Source organism: Citrobacter sp. VF227 (assembly GCF_052950715.1).
This window is the reverse complement of sequence record NZ_JBRFVF010000001.1, coordinates 1,394,236-1,411,519: the sequence shown is the minus strand read 5'-3', so window position 1 is coordinate 1,411,519 and position 17,284 is coordinate 1,394,236. Positions and strand designations below refer to the sequence as shown.

At 53.4% G+C, this 17,284-nt stretch carries 15 protein-coding genes; 8 read left to right on the top strand and 7 right to left on the bottom strand.

Annotated features, from left to right (window positions below):
- Nucleotides 1–69: 69 nt before the first annotated feature.
- Nucleotides 70–1,059, bottom strand: a complete 990-nt coding sequence (gene mgrA / locus ACU8YC_RS06895) for an L-glyceraldehyde 3-phosphate reductase (protein ID WP_252837811.1) — start codon at nucleotides 1,057–1,059, stop codon at nucleotides 70–72.
- A gap of 181 nt (nucleotides 1,060–1,240) precedes the next feature.
- On the opposite strand from mgrA, the gene ACU8YC_RS06890 reads away from it, so the two are divergent.
- A complete protein-coding gene (locus ACU8YC_RS06890) occupies nucleotides 1,241–2,893 on the top strand; it encodes an alpha-keto acid decarboxylase family protein (RefSeq protein WP_423390365.1) in 1,653 nt (550 codons plus the stop codon).
- Here the strand turns inward: ACU8YC_RS06890 and ACU8YC_RS06885 are convergent, their stop codons facing one another.
- The gene (locus tag ACU8YC_RS06885) at nucleotides 2,894–4,129 is read right to left on the bottom strand and encodes an ion channel protein (protein ID WP_286538889.1); all 1,236 of its coding nucleotides are present in this window, start codon (nucleotides 4,127–4,129) and stop codon (nucleotides 2,894–2,896) included.
- 204 nt (nucleotides 4,130–4,333) lie between these two features.
- Between ACU8YC_RS06885 and glk the strand changes: the two genes are divergently transcribed.
- The 6 genes from glk (at nucleotide 4,334) to ptsP (ending at nucleotide 11,747) form a co-directional block, all read left to right on the top strand.
- Complete coding sequence (gene glk / locus ACU8YC_RS06880) at nucleotides 4,334–5,299, top strand: glucokinase (RefSeq protein WP_151217573.1); 966 nt, start codon at nucleotides 4,334–4,336, stop codon at nucleotides 5,297–5,299.
- A 191-nt stretch (nucleotides 5,300–5,490) separates the two neighbouring features.
- Nucleotides 5,491–5,817, top strand: coding sequence for a PTS fructose transporter subunit IIB (locus ACU8YC_RS06875; protein ID WP_003028254.1), 327 nt, complete (start codon nucleotides 5,491–5,493; stop codon nucleotides 5,815–5,817).
- 20 nt (nucleotides 5,818–5,837) lie between these two features.
- The gene (locus ACU8YC_RS06870; RefSeq protein ID WP_151217572.1) at nucleotides 5,838–7,085 is read left to right on the top strand and encodes a PTS fructose transporter subunit IIC; all 1,248 of its coding nucleotides are present in this window, start codon (nucleotides 5,838–5,840) and stop codon (nucleotides 7,083–7,085) included.
- 17 nt (nucleotides 7,086–7,102) lie between these two features.
- Complete coding sequence (ypdF, locus tag ACU8YC_RS06865) at nucleotides 7,103–8,188, top strand: aminopeptidase (RefSeq protein WP_151217571.1); 1,086 nt, start codon at nucleotides 7,103–7,105, stop codon at nucleotides 8,186–8,188.
- The gene (ypdE, locus tag ACU8YC_RS06860) at nucleotides 8,188–9,228 is read left to right on the top strand and encodes an aminopeptidase (RefSeq protein ID WP_151217569.1); all 1,041 of its coding nucleotides are present in this window, start codon (nucleotides 8,188–8,190) and stop codon (nucleotides 9,226–9,228) included. The genes ypdF and ypdE overlap by 1 nt, the downstream gene beginning before the upstream one ends.
- A gap of 23 nt (nucleotides 9,229–9,251) precedes the next feature.
- Nucleotides 9,252–11,747, top strand: coding sequence for a phosphoenolpyruvate--protein phosphotransferase (gene ptsP, locus ACU8YC_RS06855; protein ID WP_286538891.1), 2,496 nt, complete (start codon nucleotides 9,252–9,254; stop codon nucleotides 11,745–11,747).
- A 43-nt stretch (nucleotides 11,748–11,790) separates the two neighbouring features.
- Here ptsP and ACU8YC_RS06850 read toward each other — a convergent pair whose 3' ends face one another.
- From ACU8YC_RS06850 to ACU8YC_RS06835, 4 genes are read right to left on the bottom strand one after another with little or no spacing between them, the layout of a single operon-like run.
- Complete coding sequence (locus tag ACU8YC_RS06850) at nucleotides 11,791–11,970, bottom strand: hypothetical protein (protein WP_151217566.1); 180 nt, start codon at nucleotides 11,968–11,970, stop codon at nucleotides 11,791–11,793.
- Between the two features lie 59 nt (nucleotides 11,971–12,029).
- Nucleotides 12,030–12,893 (bottom strand): AraC family transcriptional regulator, encoded by an 864-nt coding sequence (locus tag ACU8YC_RS06845; protein WP_286538892.1) that lies wholly within the window; start codon nucleotides 12,891–12,893, stop codon nucleotides 12,030–12,032.
- Nucleotides 12,894–12,908: 15 nt separating this feature from the next.
- On the bottom strand, nucleotides 12,909–13,643 hold the full coding sequence (gene ypdB / locus ACU8YC_RS06840; RefSeq protein ID WP_151217563.1) for a two-component system response regulator YpdB: 735 nt from the start codon (nucleotides 13,641–13,643) through the stop codon (nucleotides 12,909–12,911).
- 14 nt (nucleotides 13,644–13,657) lie between these two features.
- Entirely contained in the window at nucleotides 13,658–15,355 is a 1,698-nt protein-coding gene (locus tag ACU8YC_RS06835) for a LytS/YhcK type 5TM receptor domain-containing protein (RefSeq protein WP_151217562.1), read from the bottom strand.
- 387 nt (nucleotides 15,356–15,742) lie between these two features.
- On the opposite strand from ACU8YC_RS06835, the gene alaC reads away from it, so the two are divergent.
- On the top strand, nucleotides 15,743–16,981 hold the full coding sequence (gene alaC / locus ACU8YC_RS06830) for an alanine transaminase (protein ID WP_151217560.1): 1,239 nt from the start codon (nucleotides 15,743–15,745) through the stop codon (nucleotides 16,979–16,981).
- A gap of 65 nt (nucleotides 16,982–17,046) precedes the next feature.
- Here alaC and ypdK read toward each other — a convergent pair whose 3' ends face one another.
- Complete coding sequence (gene ypdK, locus ACU8YC_RS06825; RefSeq protein ID WP_010723117.1) at nucleotides 17,047–17,118, bottom strand: membrane protein YpdK; 72 nt, start codon at nucleotides 17,116–17,118, stop codon at nucleotides 17,047–17,049.
- Between the last annotated feature and the right edge of the window lie 166 nt (nucleotides 17,119–17,284).

Sequence of the window (17,284 nt, the reverse complement as noted above, 5' to 3'; positions counted from 1 at the left end):
GTTTCATCGGCTTAACTCCTAAATCGTAAGTGAGAGCACTTTTTGTTAATAAATGTGTCTTTATTTCAATCAACTCAGGATGGCATCAATCTCCGTGCACTCTTCGGGCGTAAAGTGACGATTGGCCAGCATACCGACAGCATCTTCAATTTGCGCCGGTTTACTGGCACCAATCAGCACAGATGTGACGTTGTCATCCCGTAGCACCCACGCGAGCGCCATCTGAGAAAGCTTTTGTCCGCGTCGCTCTGCAATCACATTCAGCGCCCGCACCTTCTCCAGTTTCTCTGGCGTAATCTGATCCGGGTTCAGGAAACGACTGCCGCTTGCCGCACGAGAATCAGCAGGAATACCGTTCAGGTAGCGGTCGGTTAACTGCCCGCCTGCCAGCGGTGAAAAGGCGATACTGCCGACGCCTTTTTCCTGCAACAGCGACAGCAGGCCATCTTCGACCCAACGTTCAAACATGGAGTATTTGGGCTGATGGATAAGACATGGCGTACCTAAATCGTCGAGTATTTCAATCGCCTGCCTGGCAAGGTCTGCCGGGTAATTAGACAACCCGACGTACAACGCTTTACCCTGACGAACGATATGATCCAGCGCACGCATGGTTTCCCGGAGCGGCGTTTCAGGGTCGGGGCGATGGTGGTAAAAGATATCGACATATTCCAGTCCCAGTCGCTTCAGGCTTTGGTCGAGGCTGGCTATCAGGTATTTGCGTGAACCCCAGTCCCCGTAAGGCCCTTCCCACATGGTGTAGCCCGCTTTGGTGGAGATGATTAGCTCATCTCGCCATGGTAAAAAATCTTCCTGCAGGATGCGGCCAAAATTTCGTTCCGCTGAACCCGGCGGCGGACCATAGTTATTTGCCAGATCAAAATGGCTGATCCCAAGGTCGAATGCGCGCTGTAACAACGCCCGGCTATTCTCGATCTGCGTGGTATCACCAAAATTGTGCCACAAACCCAGCGAGACAATCGGCAGTTTAAGGCCGCTGTGCCCGCAACGGCGGTACTCCATTGTCTGGTAACGATTTTCATCAGCCTGATAAGCCATGTAGCCTCCTGTCGGATAACATAAGAGAATCAATGTATACGTTTACACCAGGCGTGTCGCAATGAAATTTTGGGTGAAAACTGTACATCCTGCTTTCCACCCCCTTCACCGCGACTTTCCTGGACAGCTAACCCAGTTCTTCGATACTCAACATGAGGTTACCGTCAGAAGGATAGCTGTCATGCAAACCCCGTATTCCGTTGCTGATTACCTGCTGGACAGACTGGCAGGCTGTGGCGTCGGCCATCTCTTTGGTGTGCCTGGCGATTATAATTTGCAGTTTCTTGACCATGTGATTGAACATCCCAGCGTACGTTGGGTCGGGTGTGCGAATGAGTTGAATGCGGCTTATGCTGCGGATGGCTATGCGCGGGTGTCTGGGGTGGGGGCGCTGCTCACCACGTTTGGCGTGGGCGAGTTAAGTGCGATTAACGGTATCGCAGGAAGTTATGCGGAATATGTTCCTGTTTTGCATATTGTTGGGGCACCCTGTCGCGGCGCACAGCGCCGCGGGGAGCTGATGCATCACACGCTGGGTGATGGTGACTTTCAACATTTTTATCGTATGCAACAGGCGGTGACGACGGCGAGCGCGGTACTGGATGAACAAAACGCCTGCTATGAAATTGACCGCGTGCTGCGAACAATGCTTATCGAACGCAGACCGGGCTATCTGATGTTACCTGCTGATGTGGCAAAACAGCCCGCGACGCCGCCGGATGACATTCTGACTGTTCCTTTGAGCGAACCGGAAAGCAGCGTGGCAGAGGCGTTTCGCTACCATGCCCGTGAACGATTGCTGGACAGCCCGCGTGTCGCGCTGCTCGCGGACTTTCTCGCGCTACGTTTTGGGCTGCAGCCGGTTTTACAACGCTGGATGGCGGAGACGCCGATGGCCCATGCCACGCTGTTGATGAGCAAAGGGCTGTTCGATGAACGTCATCCGGCGTTTGTTGGCACGTACAGTGCTGGTGCCAGTAGCGATTATGTTCGTCTGGCTATCGAGGATGCCGACACGATATTTTGTGTCGGCACACAATTTGTCGACACCCTGACCGCCGGGTTTACGCAACAGCTACCGCAGGAGCGCACCATTGAGGTTCAGCCTCATGCCTCACGGATTGGAACCAGCTGGTTTAACATCCCGATGGAGCAGGCGGTCACCACATTGCGGGAGCTGTGTCTGGAAATGTCGTTTTCACTGCCGCCAGAACGTCCGCCAGTTACGCGCACTCTGGTTGAGAAGGGACCTCTGACGCAGGAAAACTTCTGGCATACGGTGCAGCAGTATCTGGCGCCTAATGACATTATCCTTGTTGACCAGGGAACCGCAGCCTTTGGCGCGGCTGCGCTCTCGCTACCCGGCGGCGCGGAGGTGCTCGTTCAGCCTTTGTGGGGATCGATCGGCTATGCGCTCCCGGCTGCATTCGGCGCGCAAACCGCCTGTCCGGAGCGCCGAGTGGTCCTGATTATTGGCGACGGCGCGGCGCAGCTCACCATTCAGGAACTGGGTTCTATGCTAAGAGATGGGCAGTCTCCCGTTATTTTGCTGCTTAATAATGATGGTTACACCGTGGAGCGGGCCATACATGGGGCAACTCAGCGTTATAACGATATCGCCGCCTGGAGCTGGACGCAGGTGCCGCAGGCGTTTAGTCGTGAATGTCAGGCGGAATGCTGGCGAGTGACGCAGGCTGTACAACTGGAAGAAGTGCTGGCCCGGTTGTGGCGCCCGCAACGATTGTCGTTAATTGAGGTGGTGCTTCCGAAAGCCGATCTTCCTGAGTTATTGCGCACGGTGACCCGTGCGCTGGAAACGCGTAACGGGGGATAGCTATTGATCAGGACGGCTGGCTATCATCATCGGCTTGCCCGCCAGCAGCAGCCAGGCGGGCAGCATGACAATGCACAGCAGCGGTAGCAGGGTCGTGTCTGGCACGACCACTGCTGCCATAAACAGGCTGAGCCAGGCGTCACGGGTGACGACCAGCACGAGCCCGAGAATCGCGCAGGAAACCGTGATAGCCGCCGGTACCGCTTCAACGTGGGCGTGCAGCATCAGCCCCAGCGCGACGCCAACGAACACTGCCGGGAAAATTCGCCCGCCGCGAAAACCACTCGCAGCAGCCACCACCAACGCCGCCAGCTTAATGATGGCGAGCATGAAATAATCCGATGTGCCCAGCGTCTGACTAAAAGCCATTTGCTGCATTTCATCCAGCCCCTTAAATAAGGTAAGTGGCCCACCGATAACGCCCAAAATACCGAGGATAAAGCCGCCAACCCCAAGGATCAGCACCGGGTGCTTTAATCGATGCATTACATGATGCAAACGCGGCAGACACCAGACGGCTACCATTCCGGCAGCAATAGCGATGGCGGCCACGACCGCACCGCTGAGAATGTCGATCAAGTGCATCTGCGTGTAGTGCGCGATGGGCAGTGAAAAATGAGGGTGAAAAAACAGGCTGGTGGTCAGCGAGCCCGCCGCCGCGGCCATTAACGGCGCAAACAGGCGATCCCACAAGGGAACATCGTTCGAGCTATTCAGCGTTTGTGAAAACACCAGCGCGGCGGCAACGGGGGTGCCAAATAGCGCCCCGATGGTGCCGGCAGAGGCGAGAATGGTCCAGTCCAGTTTCGCAATGCGGGGAAACATGCGGCTGCCGAGCGCCACTGCCAGTGCGATATTCACCGTCATGATGGGGTGTTCCGGTCCCAGACTGACGCCACCCGCGAGGCCAAGGATGAGCGCGGCCAGCAGACCCGGTATTGCTGACGTTGGGGCCGGCATACCAATTAATGGTTCACAAGCCGGATCCGGACCTGCATGGCCGTGGCTGTAGCGGATGACAACGCCAACCATCAATCCGATCAGCGTGAGCATTCCGATAATCCACAGCGGAGAGTCATGGGCGATTCCGATTCCAGCGGGCAAACGCTCCCATAAAAAAAGCTGTAAAACAGAAGCCACTTTCATCACAACGATCAACACCAGGCTGGACGCTATGCCAATGATGAGCGCCGGAGTTGATAGTAACAGCATCGTTCTGGCTCGCGGATGGAGCATTTTCTATTCCTTAAAACAGAGTCATAGACATAGTTTGCACAGCCAGCCTGACGGCATCGCTGCAAATGGTGCTGAAACGATAAAGTAATTGTGTGATCTGGATCGATTTTCCACGGGCATCAGCTTTTAGACCGTTGTTGTTATGCCCCCATGAATTTACAGTGTGGCAAAGATTTATTTTGACTTTAGCGGAGCAGTAGAAGAATGACAAAATATGCTTTAGTAGGTGACGTTGGTGGCACCAACGCGCGTCTTGCTCTGTGCGATATTGCCAGCGGCGAGATTTCGCAGGCAAAAACCTATTCCGGGCTGGATTACCCAAGCCTTGAGGCCGTGGTGCGCGTGTACCTGGATGAGCATAGCGTCAGCGTTGAAGATGGCTGCATTGCCATTGCCTGTCCGATCACCGGCGACTGGGTGGCAATGACCAATCATACCTGGGCATTCTCTATTGCTGAGATGAAAAAAAATCTGGGCTTCAGCCATCTGGAAATTATCAATGATTTCACCGCTGTATCGATGGCGATTCCGATGCTGAAAAAAGAGCATTTGATCCAATTTGGCGGCGCGGAACCTGTCGAAGGTAAACCGATTGCGGTCTATGGTGCCGGAACCGGACTCGGCGTGGCGCATCTGGTGCACGTGGATAAACGTTGGGTGAGCCTGCCCGGCGAAGGCGGTCATGTAGATTTTGCGCCTAACAGCGAAGAAGAAGGGATTATCCTTGAAGTTCTGCGCGCCGAAATTGGTCATGTTTCCGCGGAACGCGTGTTGTCCGGACCGGGTTTGGTGAATCTGTATCGCGCTATCGTTAAGTCTGACGGGCGGCTGCCGGAAAATCTACAGCCGAAGGATATCACTGAACGTGCGCTGGCTGACTCCTGTATCGACTGTCGTCGGGCGCTGTCACTGTTTTGCGTCATCATGGGGCGTTTTGGCGGCGATTTGGCGTTAACGCTGGGGACATTTGGCGGCGTATACATCGCTGGCGGTATCGTCCCGCGCTTCCTCGACTTCTTTAAGGCTTCAGGCTTCCGCGGTGGTTTTGAAGATAAAGGCCGTTTTAAAGCCTACGTCCAGGACATCCCAGTATATCTGATTGTGCATGATAACCCGGGCCTGCTGGGTTCCGGCGCACATCTGCGCCAGGCACTGGGACATATTTTATAATTGCTTCGCAAAAAACCTGCAAAGCCGCGTTATTTACGCGGCTTTTTTATGCCTGCCGCCCGCCTTTCCGACCTTCGTCACACTTCCTGATTGCGGGATTATTTGTCCAGTAAAAGCATTATTTCTCTGGTAACGATCGTTCCTTTTCCCGGACCATAATTTCACTCGTTAACTATTACGAGGAAATGAATATGAGCAAAAAATTGATTGCTGTTTGTGCATGCCCGATGGGGCTGGCCCATACCTTTATGGCGGCTCAGGCGCTGGAAGAAGCGGCGGTTGAAGCGGGTTATGAAGTAAAAATTGAAACCCAGGGCGCGGATGGAATTCAAAACCGTTTGACGGCGCAGGATATCGCAGAGGCGACGTTAATCATTCACTCCGTCGCCGTCACCCCTGAAGACAACGAGCGTTTTGAGTCGCGTGACGTCTATGAAATTACGTTACAGGACGCGATAAAAAATGCAGCCGGCATCATTAAAGAGATCGAAGAGATGGTTGCCGCTGAACAACAATAATTATCGACAGGGAATCACGTATGGCCATTAAAAAACGCAGTGCAACCGTTGTGCCTGGCGCATCTGGTGCCGCAGCGGCAATAAAAAATCCACCGGCCTCCCGCAATAGCTTCTGGGGCGAACTTCCGCAACATGTGATGTCGGGTATTTCACGCATGGTGCCGACGTTAATTATGGGCGGGGTCATTCTCGCCTTCTCACAGCTGATCGCCTATAGCTGGCTCGATATACCTGCTGACACTGGCATCATGGATGCGTTGAACAGCGGAAAATTCACCGGTTTCAATCTCGCATTACTGAAATTTGCCTGGTTGTCGCAATCTTTTGGCGGCGTGCTGTTTGGCTTTGCTATCCCGATGTTTGCCGCGTTCGTCGCCAACTCAATCGGTGGCAAGCTGGCATTTCCCGCGGGGTTCATCGGTGGTCTGATGTCCACCCAGCCCACGCAAGTACTGAATTTTGACCCAGCGACGCTGCAATGGGCAACCAGTGCTCCTGTTCCGTCAACTTTTATTGGCGCGCTGATTATCTCGATTGTTGCCGGGTATCTGGTGAAGTGGATGAACCAAAAAATCCAGTTGCCTGATTTCCTGCTGGCGTTCAAAACCACCTTTTTACTGCCCATTCTTTCCGCCATTTTCGTCATGCTGGCGATGTATTACGTGATAACGCCGTTTGGCGGCTGGATCAACGGCGGAATTCGTACTCTGCTGACGGCGGCCGGAGAGAGAGGCACGCTGATGTATGCAATGGGGATTTCCGCAGCAACGGCGATTGACCTCGGCGGTCCTATCAATAAGGCTGCAGGATTCGTCGCTTTTAGCTTTACCACCGATCACGTTCTGCCGGTAACCGCGCGTTCTATTGCGATTGTGATCCCTCCAATTGGTCTCGGGCTGGCCACGCTTATTGACCGTCGCTTAACCGGTAAACGTTTGTTCAGCGCACAGCTCTACCCGCAGGGAAAAACGGCGATGTTCCTCGCGTTTATGGGTATCAGCGAAGGGGCGATCCCGTTTGCGTTGGAAAGCCCCATCACGGCAATTCCTTCCTATATGGTGGGTGCTATTGTCGGATCGACGACTGCCGTCTGGCTGGGGGCGGTGCAGTGGTTCCCGGAATCGGCTATCTGGGCATGGCCGCTGGTGACTAACCTCGGCGTCTATATGGCGGGGATCCTGTTAGGCGCGGTGATTACGGCATTGATGGTGGTGTTCCTGCGTAACATGATGTATCGCAAAGGCAAATTGCTGATTGAAAGCCTCTGATTAAAAGGATTGTGACCATGAGCTTACTTGCCTCACTGCGTGACTGGCTAACGGCGCAACATCTCGACGCGATGCTGCTGTCCTCTCGGCAGAATAAACAGCCGCATATAGGGATCTCCAGCAGTTCTGGGTTTGTGTTTATCAGCCATAAAAGCGCGCATATTCTGGTCGATGCCCGTTACTACACTGATGTCGCTACGCGTACTCAGGGCTATCAGATCCATCTACTCGATGGAACGCACACGCTGTATTCGCGGGTGAATCACATCATTGCGGACGAAAAGCTGCAGACGGTGGGGTTCGAAGGTGAGCAGGTAAGCTGGGAAACGGCGAGCGCGTGGTCGGGTAAACTGCACGCCCGACTGGTGAGCGCCGTACCGGATGTGCTTCGGCAGATAAAAACGGCGCAGGAAATAGCCAGCATTCGCGAGGCCTGCCGAATTGCAGATCTTAGCGTTGAACATATTCGCCGCTTTATTCAACCCGGTCTCAGCGAACGTGAAATCGCCGCTGAACTGGAGTGGTATATGCGTACGCTCGGCGCAGATAAAGCCTCTTTTGACACCATTGTTGCCAGCGGCTGGCGCGGCGCACTGCCGCACGGTAAAGCCAGTGATAAGCGTGTCGAGGCAGGTGAGTTCATCACGCTGGATTTTGGTGCGCAGTATCAGGGCTATTGTTCGGATATGACGCGAACCTTTCGCATCCCAGATGCCAGCCAGCCAGCGGAAGAGAGTCCTTTGTTTTCCGTCTATCAGATTGTACTGGCGGCGCATCGTGCGGCGGTGGCGGCAATTCGACCGGGTCGGCGCTGTCATGAAGTGGACGAAGCTGCCCGTCAGGTGATTGCTCAAGCAGGCTACGGCGATAATTTTGGCCACAATACCGGACACGCTATCGGCATTGAGGTGCATGAAAACCCGCGCTTTTCTCCCTCTGACATGACCCCTCTGGCGGCTGGCATGCTGCTCACAGTTGAACCGGGTATTTATCTGCCGGGGCAGGGAGGTGTGCGTATTGAGGATGTCGTGCTGGTGACGCCAGACGGCGGTGAGGCGCTCTACACCATGGCGAAAACATTGTTACACACGGGAGAGGCGTAATGGACTTATCGCTACTGAAAGCGCTGAGCGAGGCGGATGCGATCGCTTCTTCAGAACAGGAAGTGCGACAGATCTTGCTTGAGGAGGCGGATCGCCTGCACAAAGAAGTGCGCTTTGATGGTCTGGGATCGGTACTGATCCGTCTGAATGAATCAGCGGGGCCGAAGGTAATGATCTGCGCGCACATGGATGAAGTGGGATTTATCGTGCGCAGTATTTCCAGCGAAGGGGCGATTGATGTCTTACCGGTGGGAAATGTGCGCATGGCGGCCAGACAACTGCAGCCGGTGCGGATCACCACCCGCGAAGAGAGCAAAATCCCCGGTCTGCTTGACGGCGAGCGTAGCGGCAATGATGTGAGCGCGCTGCGGGTAGATATTGGCGCGCGATCTTATGATGAGGTACTCCAGGCCGGCGTCCGCCCGGGCGATCGTGTCACCTTTGACACCACCTTTCAGGTTTTGCCGCACCAACGAGTGATGGGCAAAGCCTTTGATGACCGGCTTGGGTGCTATTTGCTGGTGGCGCTACTGCGTGAATGGCATCACGCCACTCTCCCTTGTGAAGTTTGGCTGGTAGCCAGTTCCAGTGAAGAAGTGGGATTGCGCGGCGGACAAACGGCAGCACGCGCGGTCGCACCGGATGTGGCGATCGTGTTGGATACCGCCTGCTGGGGCAAAAACTTTGATTATGGTACGGCCAACCATCGGCAGCTCGGCAAAGGTCCGATGCTGGTGTTAAGCGATAAATCGCTGATTGCGCCACCAAAACTGACGGCTTGGGTTGAAAGTGTGGCCGCTGACGCGGGCATTTCCCTGCAAATCGATATGTTCAGTAACGGCGGTACTGACGGCGGGGCGGTGCACGTCAGCGGCACGGGGATCCCAACGGTTGTTATGGGACCCGCCACGCGGCATGGGCACTGCGCTGCATCGATTGCCGACTGTCATGACATCATTCAGACGCAGCAATTGTTATCGGCTCTTATTTCACATCTTACGTGCGAAACCGTGGCTCATCTGACGGATTTCAGATGCTGATTTCGCGCTAATCAGGAGTTGTTATGCTTACGATTCAATTTCTTTGCCCGTTACCCAACGGCCTGCATGCGCGCCCTGCATGGGAGCTGAAAGAGCAGTGCAACCAGTGGCAAAGTGAGGTGATATTTATTAACCATCGCCAGAATGTGAGGGCGGATGCGAAAAGTTCGCTGGCGCTGATTGGCACCGGGACGCTGTTTAACGACAGCTGTAGCCTGGCCATCACTGGTCGCGATGAAGAACAGGCCCGGCGAGCGCTGGAGGAGTATCTCCAGAATCGGTTTATTGACAGCGACAGCGTTCAGCCGACGCAGGCGGAACTGGCGGCGCATCCGTTGCCGCGTTCGTTGATTCGCCTAAATCCAGACCTTCTTTATGGTACTGTGCTGGCAGGGGGCGTGGGGGCGGGGACGCTCACGCTTTGGCAGAGCAATAATCTGGAAAGCTATCGCGTGATAGCGGCGAGTGCTGAAGACAATACCCGACTTGAGCACAGTCTGGCGACGCTAGCCGAACAGCTCAATCAGCAGCTGCGCGAGCGCGATGGTGAGAGTAAAACCATCCTTAGCGCGCATCTGTCGCTGATTCAGGACGACGAGTTTGCCGGGAACATTCGCCGCTTAATGCTGGAGCAGCATCTGGGGCTAGGCGCGGCGATTATCGTCAATATGGAGCAGGTATGCGCCAGGCTGTCGGCCTCCGGTAGCGATTATCTGCGCGAGCGCGTCAGCGATATCCGTGATATCAGCGAACAGTTGCTGCACATCACCTGGCCTGAAAGACGACCGCGTAATGCGCTGGTGCTAAATAAACCGACAATTCTGGTTGCTGAGGATTTGACGCCCAGCCAGTTTTTAAGCCTTAATTTGCAACATCTTTCTGGCATGATCCTCGAGAAAACAGGGCGCACCTCGCATACCCTGATCCTCGCCCGTGCGTCGGCTATTCCAGTGCTTAGCGGCTTGCCGCTGGAGGCTATCAGCCGCTATGCAGGACAGCAGGCAGTACTGGATGCGCGTTGTGGGGTGATGTCCATCAATCCGGACGAGGCGGTTCGCGGCTATTACGCGATTGCGCAGAGGCTCGCTGATGAATGCCAGCGACGCCAGGCGCTTGATGCTGCCCAATCCGCGCTGACCAAAGATAATCAGCGTATTGACGTTGCGGCGAATATTGGTACCGCGTTGGAAGCGCCGGGAGCATTTGCTAATGGCGCGGAAGGGATTGGTCTGTTTCGGACTGAAATGCTGTTTATGGACCGCGACAGCGCGCCTGATGAGCAGGAACAGTTTGAAGCCTACCAGCAGGTCTTATTGGCCGCGGGCGACAAGCCGGTTATCTTTCGCACCATGGATATTGGCGGTGATAAGAACATTCGCTATCTCAATATTCCGCAAGAAGAGAATCCGTTCCTGGGCTACCGTGCGGTGCGGATTTATCCGGAGTTTGCTGGACTGTTTCGCACGCAGTTACGCGCTATTTTACGTGCGGCGACCTTCGGTAATGCACAACTGATGATCCCGATGGTACACAGTCTCGACCAGATTTTATGGGTAAAAAACGAACTGCAGAAAGCTATGGTTGAGCTGAAAACCGACGGTTTACGCCATGCCTCAACCATCCCGCTGGGGATTATGGTTGAAGTGCCATCGGTGTGTTACATCATCGACCATTTCTGCGATGAGGTGGATTTCTTCAGTATTGGTTCAAACGATATGACCCAGTACCTGTACGCTGTCGATCGTAATAACCCGCGCGTTTCGCCGCTGTACAACCCGATTACGCCCTCGTTCCTGCGTATGTTACAGCAGATTATCCGCGTGGCGCACGAGCGCGGTAAATGGGTGGGTATTTGTGGGGAACTGGGCGGGGAAGGACGCTATTTACCCCTGCTGCTGGGCTTAGGGCTCGACGAGCTGAGCATGAGCAGTCCACGCATTCCGGCGGTGAAAAGCCAGCTTCGTCAACTGGACAGCCACGCATGCCGTGAACTCGCCATGCAGGCCTGTGAGCGCCGTAGCGCTCAGGAGATAGAAGATCTGCTCAACCAGTTTGCACCGCAGAAAGATGTGCGTCCGCTGCTGGCGCTGGAGAATATTTTCGTTGGTGAGCCACTGACCAACAAAGAGCAGGTGATTCAGTTTCTGTGCGGCAATCTTGGCGTTAATGGGCGAACTGAATATCCGTTTGAGCTGGAAGAGGATGTCTGGCAGCGCGAAGAGATCGTCACCACCGCCGTCGGTTTTGGCGTGGCTATCCCGCACACAAAATCTCAGTGGATCCGCCACTCCAGCATCAGCATTGCCCGACTTTTGCAACCCGTTGACTGGCAGTCTGAGATGGGTGACGTGGAACTGGTGATCATGCTGACGCTGGGTGCCGATGAAGGCATTAATCACGTGAAGGTCTTCTCACAGTTGGCGCGCAAGCTTGTGAACAAGCAGTTCCGCCAGTCGCTGTTTGCCGCTGAAAATGCTGACAGTATTCTGGCGCTGCTGGAGGCGGAACTGACGTTTTAAGTTTGACAGCAAGAGTGGATAAGAGGGTCAGAAAGGGAAATTATCAATCAGAGAACGGTAGTTTCCCGGCCCTCAACAACGTCATCTCTTGTTTGCAGAGCAGCACTACCGCTTCGCGACCCTTTACACGATGAGAGGTGAGAGCTCTTTTCACGGTCCGACGATCCGTACCTGATTCCAGCATCTGATAACACATCAGGGAGAGTGCACGTCTGTTTTTCATTGCATATTCACTTTATTGATTAAGTCTGCGGGGTATTAAACCCGTTGATGCTGTCTCAATCAACGTGCAGATTGAAAACGTGCGCCATACTCACCCGGCGTCAGACCAAACTGACGCCGGAACAGGCGGCAGAAATAATCACTGTCCTGATATCCACACCGTTGTGCGACTTCGCTAATCGACAGATGGTATTTCTGTAATATGATGCGTGCCTTCGCCATTCTGACCCACCGCAGATACTCGACAAATCCCATAGTGCCGTGCTGGGCAAACACTTTTGACAGGTGATTGGGAGTGATATTGAAAAATTGGGCCACACTTTCCCGGGTCAGCGGTTGGGCATAGTTATCCTGTACCCAATTACACATACTGTGATAGAGAAATTCAGTGCGTGGACGCTCAGTTTCAGGGCGCGTATTCACCACGCTACGACACAGATGCAGCAGGCTAAGCACCAGCGGTTGAATGATATCCTGAGCCTGAGGAGAGCGGCTTAAATGGGTTAATGCAGTTAGCATCGCCTCGCCTTCACCGCGCTGCGGATGCGGTAACTCAATCCGGCGTAGCGGGCGCAACAGCGATGCGGTTCGGTTATCGTAAAATGAGAGCCCCAGCCAGGCCGGAGAAAAAACCAGGCTCAGCAGCATCACGGGCTTATCGCTGCCAGGCTGATTCGCCGCTTTCGCCGGGATAAACAGCATGTCGCCTTCTGGCAGACTGTATTGCTTTTTTTCCAGTCGGTTGCTGTATTCGCCACGTAAAACGATATCGAGGCGCGGAAGATCAATACATAAACTACCACCTGGTAGCGTAGTGGGCTGGGTCGCGAACCATACGCGCCCCAGGCGCTGTGGGTTTAATACCAGGCCACTGAACAGATCGGCGAAAAACTGTTGGTCTGCGGGTAGGCCTGGCTCTTTCATCGCTCTTTCTCTGCGCTATAAATGCATTAACTGTCTGAACTCTTTCACTTTACTCCGACTAACCGGGATTTCAAATTCCAGATCTTTTAAGCGCAAAATGTAGGTGTTGTTAAACCAGGGTTCAATCTCGCGGATTTTATTCAGATTCACGCAAAACGAGCGGTGGCAGCGAAAGAAATGCGAGGCGGGCAATTTACTGCAAAATTCGGTGATGTTCATCGGCATTACGTATGATTCACGTCGGGTGTAGACAAACGTCATCTTTTCATGGGCTTCTGCGTAGTAGATGTCGTTGATCGGAGTGACGATGATCCGCTCATCTTTGATGAGATTGATCGTGTCGTTCTCGCGGGCCACCGGACTGGCGGGCAAGGTTCCCGTTTGCTGTTGCTGCCAGGCGGCTTGCAGTTTTTGCAACATCCCGACGATGCGTGATTCCTGATACGGCTTCAGAATGTAGTCGAAGGCTTCCAGTTCAAAGGCTTCGACGGCGTGCTCTTTCCACGCGGTAATAAAGACAATAAAAGGCTTGTGCGCGAACTGACTGATATTTTGCGCCAACAGTACGCCATCCAGCGAGGGAATATTGATATCCAGAAAAATGGCGTCCACGCGGTTGTGCTGGAGATATTTCAGCACGTCAAGACCGTCGTCAAATGTGCCGACAATCTCCATCTGGCTGTGCTCTTTTATCAGCCAGCTCAGTTCCTGTTGGGCCAGGAATTCATCTTCGACAATGATGACTTTCACGACTTCACTCCTGGTTAAAGCAATAATGTAGCCGGTGCGGCTGTGGGCGAATGCTGATTTGGCACATAAAAGGCAATCTCAGTGCCTGGTTCCAGACGGCGGATATGTAAGCCTTCACCGTAGAGTAGCTTAACGCGATGATGCACATTCAGCAGACCAATTTTATTGCCCGGCATTTCATTGGATTCGACCCGTTCAATCACTTTTGGATCGATACCGTGGCCGGTATCCCGCACAGCAATACGAACCCGATTGCCGCACTCTGCAACGCTGATGGTAACCACGCCTTTCCCTTTGCAGGGCTGAATCCCATGGACGATAGCGTTTTCTACCAGCGGCTGAATCAGCAGGCTGGGAATATAACAGCTTACCTCTTCATCGATATCATAAATAACCGTGAGTTTGTCGCCAAAACGTGCCTGTTCGATGGCGATGTAATCTTTGATTTGATACAGCTCTTTTTTGATGTCGATCTGCTCATCGTCTTTTAATTCGATATTGTAGCGAAGATAACGCGACAAATTAAAAATGAGCTGGCGTGCGGTGTCTGGGTTAAGCCGTACCGAGGATGAAATCGCGTTCAGGGCGTTAAACAGGAAATGGGGATTTATTTTACTTTGTAGTGCGCGTAGCTCTGCCTTATTTGCCATTTCGCGTAGCTGTTCCGCCCGGGAAACTTCAAGCTGCGTCGAGATAATTTGCGACAGGCCGATGGCCATTTCCTGCAGCGAGGAGGTTATCTGGTGGGCGTGACAGTAGTAGATTTTTAGCGTACCGGTGACAACACCTTTCTCCCAAAGCGGGATAACCAGCATGGAGTGTATTTCCGGCGTGCGATGCGCTTCATCATTGTTTTTAATGATGATTTTTCCGTAATTGATCGCCTGCTGCGTGGTCGGACTGACGAAATCATCGTTATCGCGGTAGTTAAGTTCCCCCACGCCAACGTAGGCCAGAACGTGCTGGGTATTGGTAATTGCGACGGCGTCCGCATGGATGTCATGGCGAATAATTTCGCACACCTGGCGGAGCGACTCGCTGTTAACCTGCCGAAAAAGCGGTAAGGTTTTGTTGGCAATATCCAACGCCAGTTTGGCCTGCTTCGCGGCGCTGGCTTCTTTCTCACCTTCCACGCTTTGCACCAGCATGACGATAAAGCCAATGCAGACGCTGCCCAGGATCATTGGGATGCCGATTTTCGAGACAATATCCAGTCCCAGTGCTGTAGAGGGGGCCCAGGCGACGACGAGGATCATCGTCAGGGATTCGCAAAGCATTCCGCCTAAAATGCCCGCGCGCCAGTGCTGCGTTTTGGGGATCTTACGGTTGATCCACCCTGCAATACAGCCAGCCAGAATACTGGTGATAAAACAGGGCAGGGCGGTGACGCCGCCGATGTCGATCAGGTAGCGGTGAGTGCCCGCGATGAGGCCCGTAATGATACCGACCCATGGACCAAACAGAATTCCCCCTGACATGACCGCGATAATACGCACGTTAACCAGCGAGCCTTCAACCGGTACGCCGGACCAGGTACTGAACAGGGCAAACATTGAGAAAATCGCGGTAACAGCGAGTAGCTCTTTCGGAGAGTGGGCTGATTTGTGCAACAGTTCGCGAAACAGGCGGATACGAATCAGGAAAAACAGACAAAACAGCATCAGTGCTGCCCGGTCAAATACCGCCAGCAGCATATTGAATATTTCGTGCACGGATGACTCTTGCGCAAGGGTTAAACCTCTATGATAGGTAACCTGAGCCAGGATGACCAGCGTCCACGCAGCATGTATCTAATGAGGAAAAACCATAATATTAAAAGGGGATTGTTGCGTGATTGTTGTATTTACAATACCTGTCCTGTCAGCGCTGCGCTCAAAGTAATGTAATTAACAACAAAATGTTAAATGAAGGTAATTTTAAGCGAGGTGTGAAAATGGTTATTTCCTCATTTTTACTGGTTGTTCCTCTTTTGTGTCAATTAAAAATATTTTGGTTTGCCTCTCGACAGAAGGAAATTATTCAGGCTATTTTCTAAACGTGCCACCATTGTGGCAGCGTCGCTCGGACGGTCCGGGCGCTAACGTTAATCTGAGGATATTATGGCTGACACCCGCCCTGAACGTCGCTTTACGCGTATTGATCGCCTTCCCCCTTACGTTTTTAACATTACTGCTGAACTGAAGATGGCTGCGCGTCGGCGCGGCGAAGATATTATCGATTTCAGCATGGGGAACCCGGATGGGGCCACGCCTCCTCACATTGTCGAAAAACTCTGTACCGTGGCGCAGCGCCCGGATACGCACGGTTATTCCACCTCGCGAGGCATACCGCGTCTGCGTCGGGCGATTTCCCGCTGGTATCATGAACGCTATGACGTTGAGATTGATCCTGAATCTGAAGCAATTGTGACGATTGGTTCCAAAGAAGGTCTGGCGCACCTGATGCTGGCCACGCTGGATCACGGCGATACTGTTCTTGTCCCGAACCCGAGCTATCCGATCCATATTTATGGCGCGGTGATTGCTGGCGCGCAGGTACGATCTGTGCCGCTGGTCGAAGGCGTCGATTTCTTTAATGAGCTGGAGCGCGCGATTCGCGAAAGCTATCCGAAACCGAAGATGATGATCTTAGGTTTCCCGTCGAACCCGACTGCGCAGTGCGTCGAGCTGGAATTCTTCGAAAAAGTTGTGGCTCTGGCTAAACGCTATGACGTGCTGGTGGTTCATGATCTGGCCTATGCCGATATCGTCTACGACGGCTGGAAAGCACCCTCAATTATGCAGGTACCGGGGGCTCGCGATGTCGCTGTTGAATTTTTTACCCTGTCGAAAAGCTACAATATGGCGGGCTGGCGTATCGGATTTATGGTAGGTAACAAAACGCTGGTAAACGCGCTGGCGCGAATTAAGAGCTATCACGATTACGGAACCTTTACACCGTTGCAAGTTGCGGCCATCGCCGCGCTGGAAGGCGATCAGCAGTGCGTGCGAGATATTGCAGAGCAATATAAACGTCGTCGTGATGTCCTGGTCAAAGGGCTGCATGAAGCGGGCTGGATGGTTGAGATGCCCAAGGCCTCAATGTACGTGTGGGCGAAAATTCCTGAGCAATACGCCGGGATGGGGTCACTTGAATTTGCCAAGAAACTGCTGAATGAAGCGAAGGTATGCGTTTCGCCGGGGATTGGGTTTGGTGACTATGGCGATACGCATGTACGTTTTGCGCTTATTGAGAACCGCGACCGTACTCGCCAGGCCATTCGTGGCATCAAAGCAATGTTTCGCGCGGATGGTTTGCTGCCAGCCAGTGCGAAATCGACCACCGAAAGTACCGATTAACAACACGTTTCTCCAAAAGCAAACAGGAGCCTGAGGGCTCCTGTTTTTTTGCTGCGTCTTTATATTTAGATCATCAGGGCGAAAGTACCGGCCCAAACGATGACCATAAAAGAAATGCCCATAAAGAAATATTTCACTTTTCATCTCTCCGCGTACCTGAGGTACGTCTGAATGAACATATGCTTACCTGACAGAGAGCTGATGCACGCATAAACGAAATGAAGAATTCCCCTCGTTTGCTTGGCTGCATCACCTCAGAATTCTGAGCTTTAATGCTCCAGACGGCGCTAATGTACGCCTAAA

What these genes read in the sequence shown, in the direction of transcription:
- ACU8YC_RS06885 (WP_286538889.1), bottom strand. Translation starts at nt 4,129, where the DNA reads ATGCTCCATCCGCGAGCCAGAACGATGCTGTTACTATCAACTCCGGCG.
- ptsP (WP_286538891.1), top strand. Translation starts at nt 9,252, where the DNA reads ATGCTTACGATTCAATTTCTTTGCCCGTTACCCAACGGCCTGCATGCG.
- ypdF (WP_151217571.1), top strand. Translation starts at nt 7,103, where the DNA reads ATGAGCTTACTTGCCTCACTGCGTGACTGGCTAACGGCGCAACATCTC.
- ACU8YC_RS06875 (WP_003028254.1), top strand. Translation starts at nt 5,491, where the DNA reads ATGAGCAAAAAATTGATTGCTGTTTGTGCATGCCCGATGGGGCTGGCC.
- mgrA (WP_252837811.1), bottom strand. Translation starts at nt 1,059, where the DNA reads ATGGCTTATCAGGCTGATGAAAATCGTTACCAGACAATGGAGTACCGC.
- ACU8YC_RS06850 (WP_151217566.1), bottom strand. Translation starts at nt 11,970, where the DNA reads ATGAAAAACAGACGTGCACTCTCCCTGATGTGTTATCAGATGCTGGAA.
- alaC (WP_151217560.1), top strand. Translation starts at nt 15,743, where the DNA reads ATGGCTGACACCCGCCCTGAACGTCGCTTTACGCGTATTGATCGCCTT.
- ACU8YC_RS06890 (WP_423390365.1), top strand. Translation starts at nt 1,241, where the DNA reads ATGCAAACCCCGTATTCCGTTGCTGATTACCTGCTGGACAGACTGGCA.
- ACU8YC_RS06845 (WP_286538892.1), bottom strand. Translation starts at nt 12,893, where the DNA reads ATGAAAGAGCCAGGCCTACCCGCAGACCAACAGTTTTTCGCCGATCTG.
- ACU8YC_RS06870 (WP_151217572.1), top strand. Translation starts at nt 5,838, where the DNA reads ATGGCCATTAAAAAACGCAGTGCAACCGTTGTGCCTGGCGCATCTGGT.
- glk (WP_151217573.1), top strand. Translation starts at nt 4,334, where the DNA reads ATGACAAAATATGCTTTAGTAGGTGACGTTGGTGGCACCAACGCGCGT.
- ypdE (WP_151217569.1), top strand. Translation starts at nt 8,188, where the DNA reads ATGGACTTATCGCTACTGAAAGCGCTGAGCGAGGCGGATGCGATCGCT.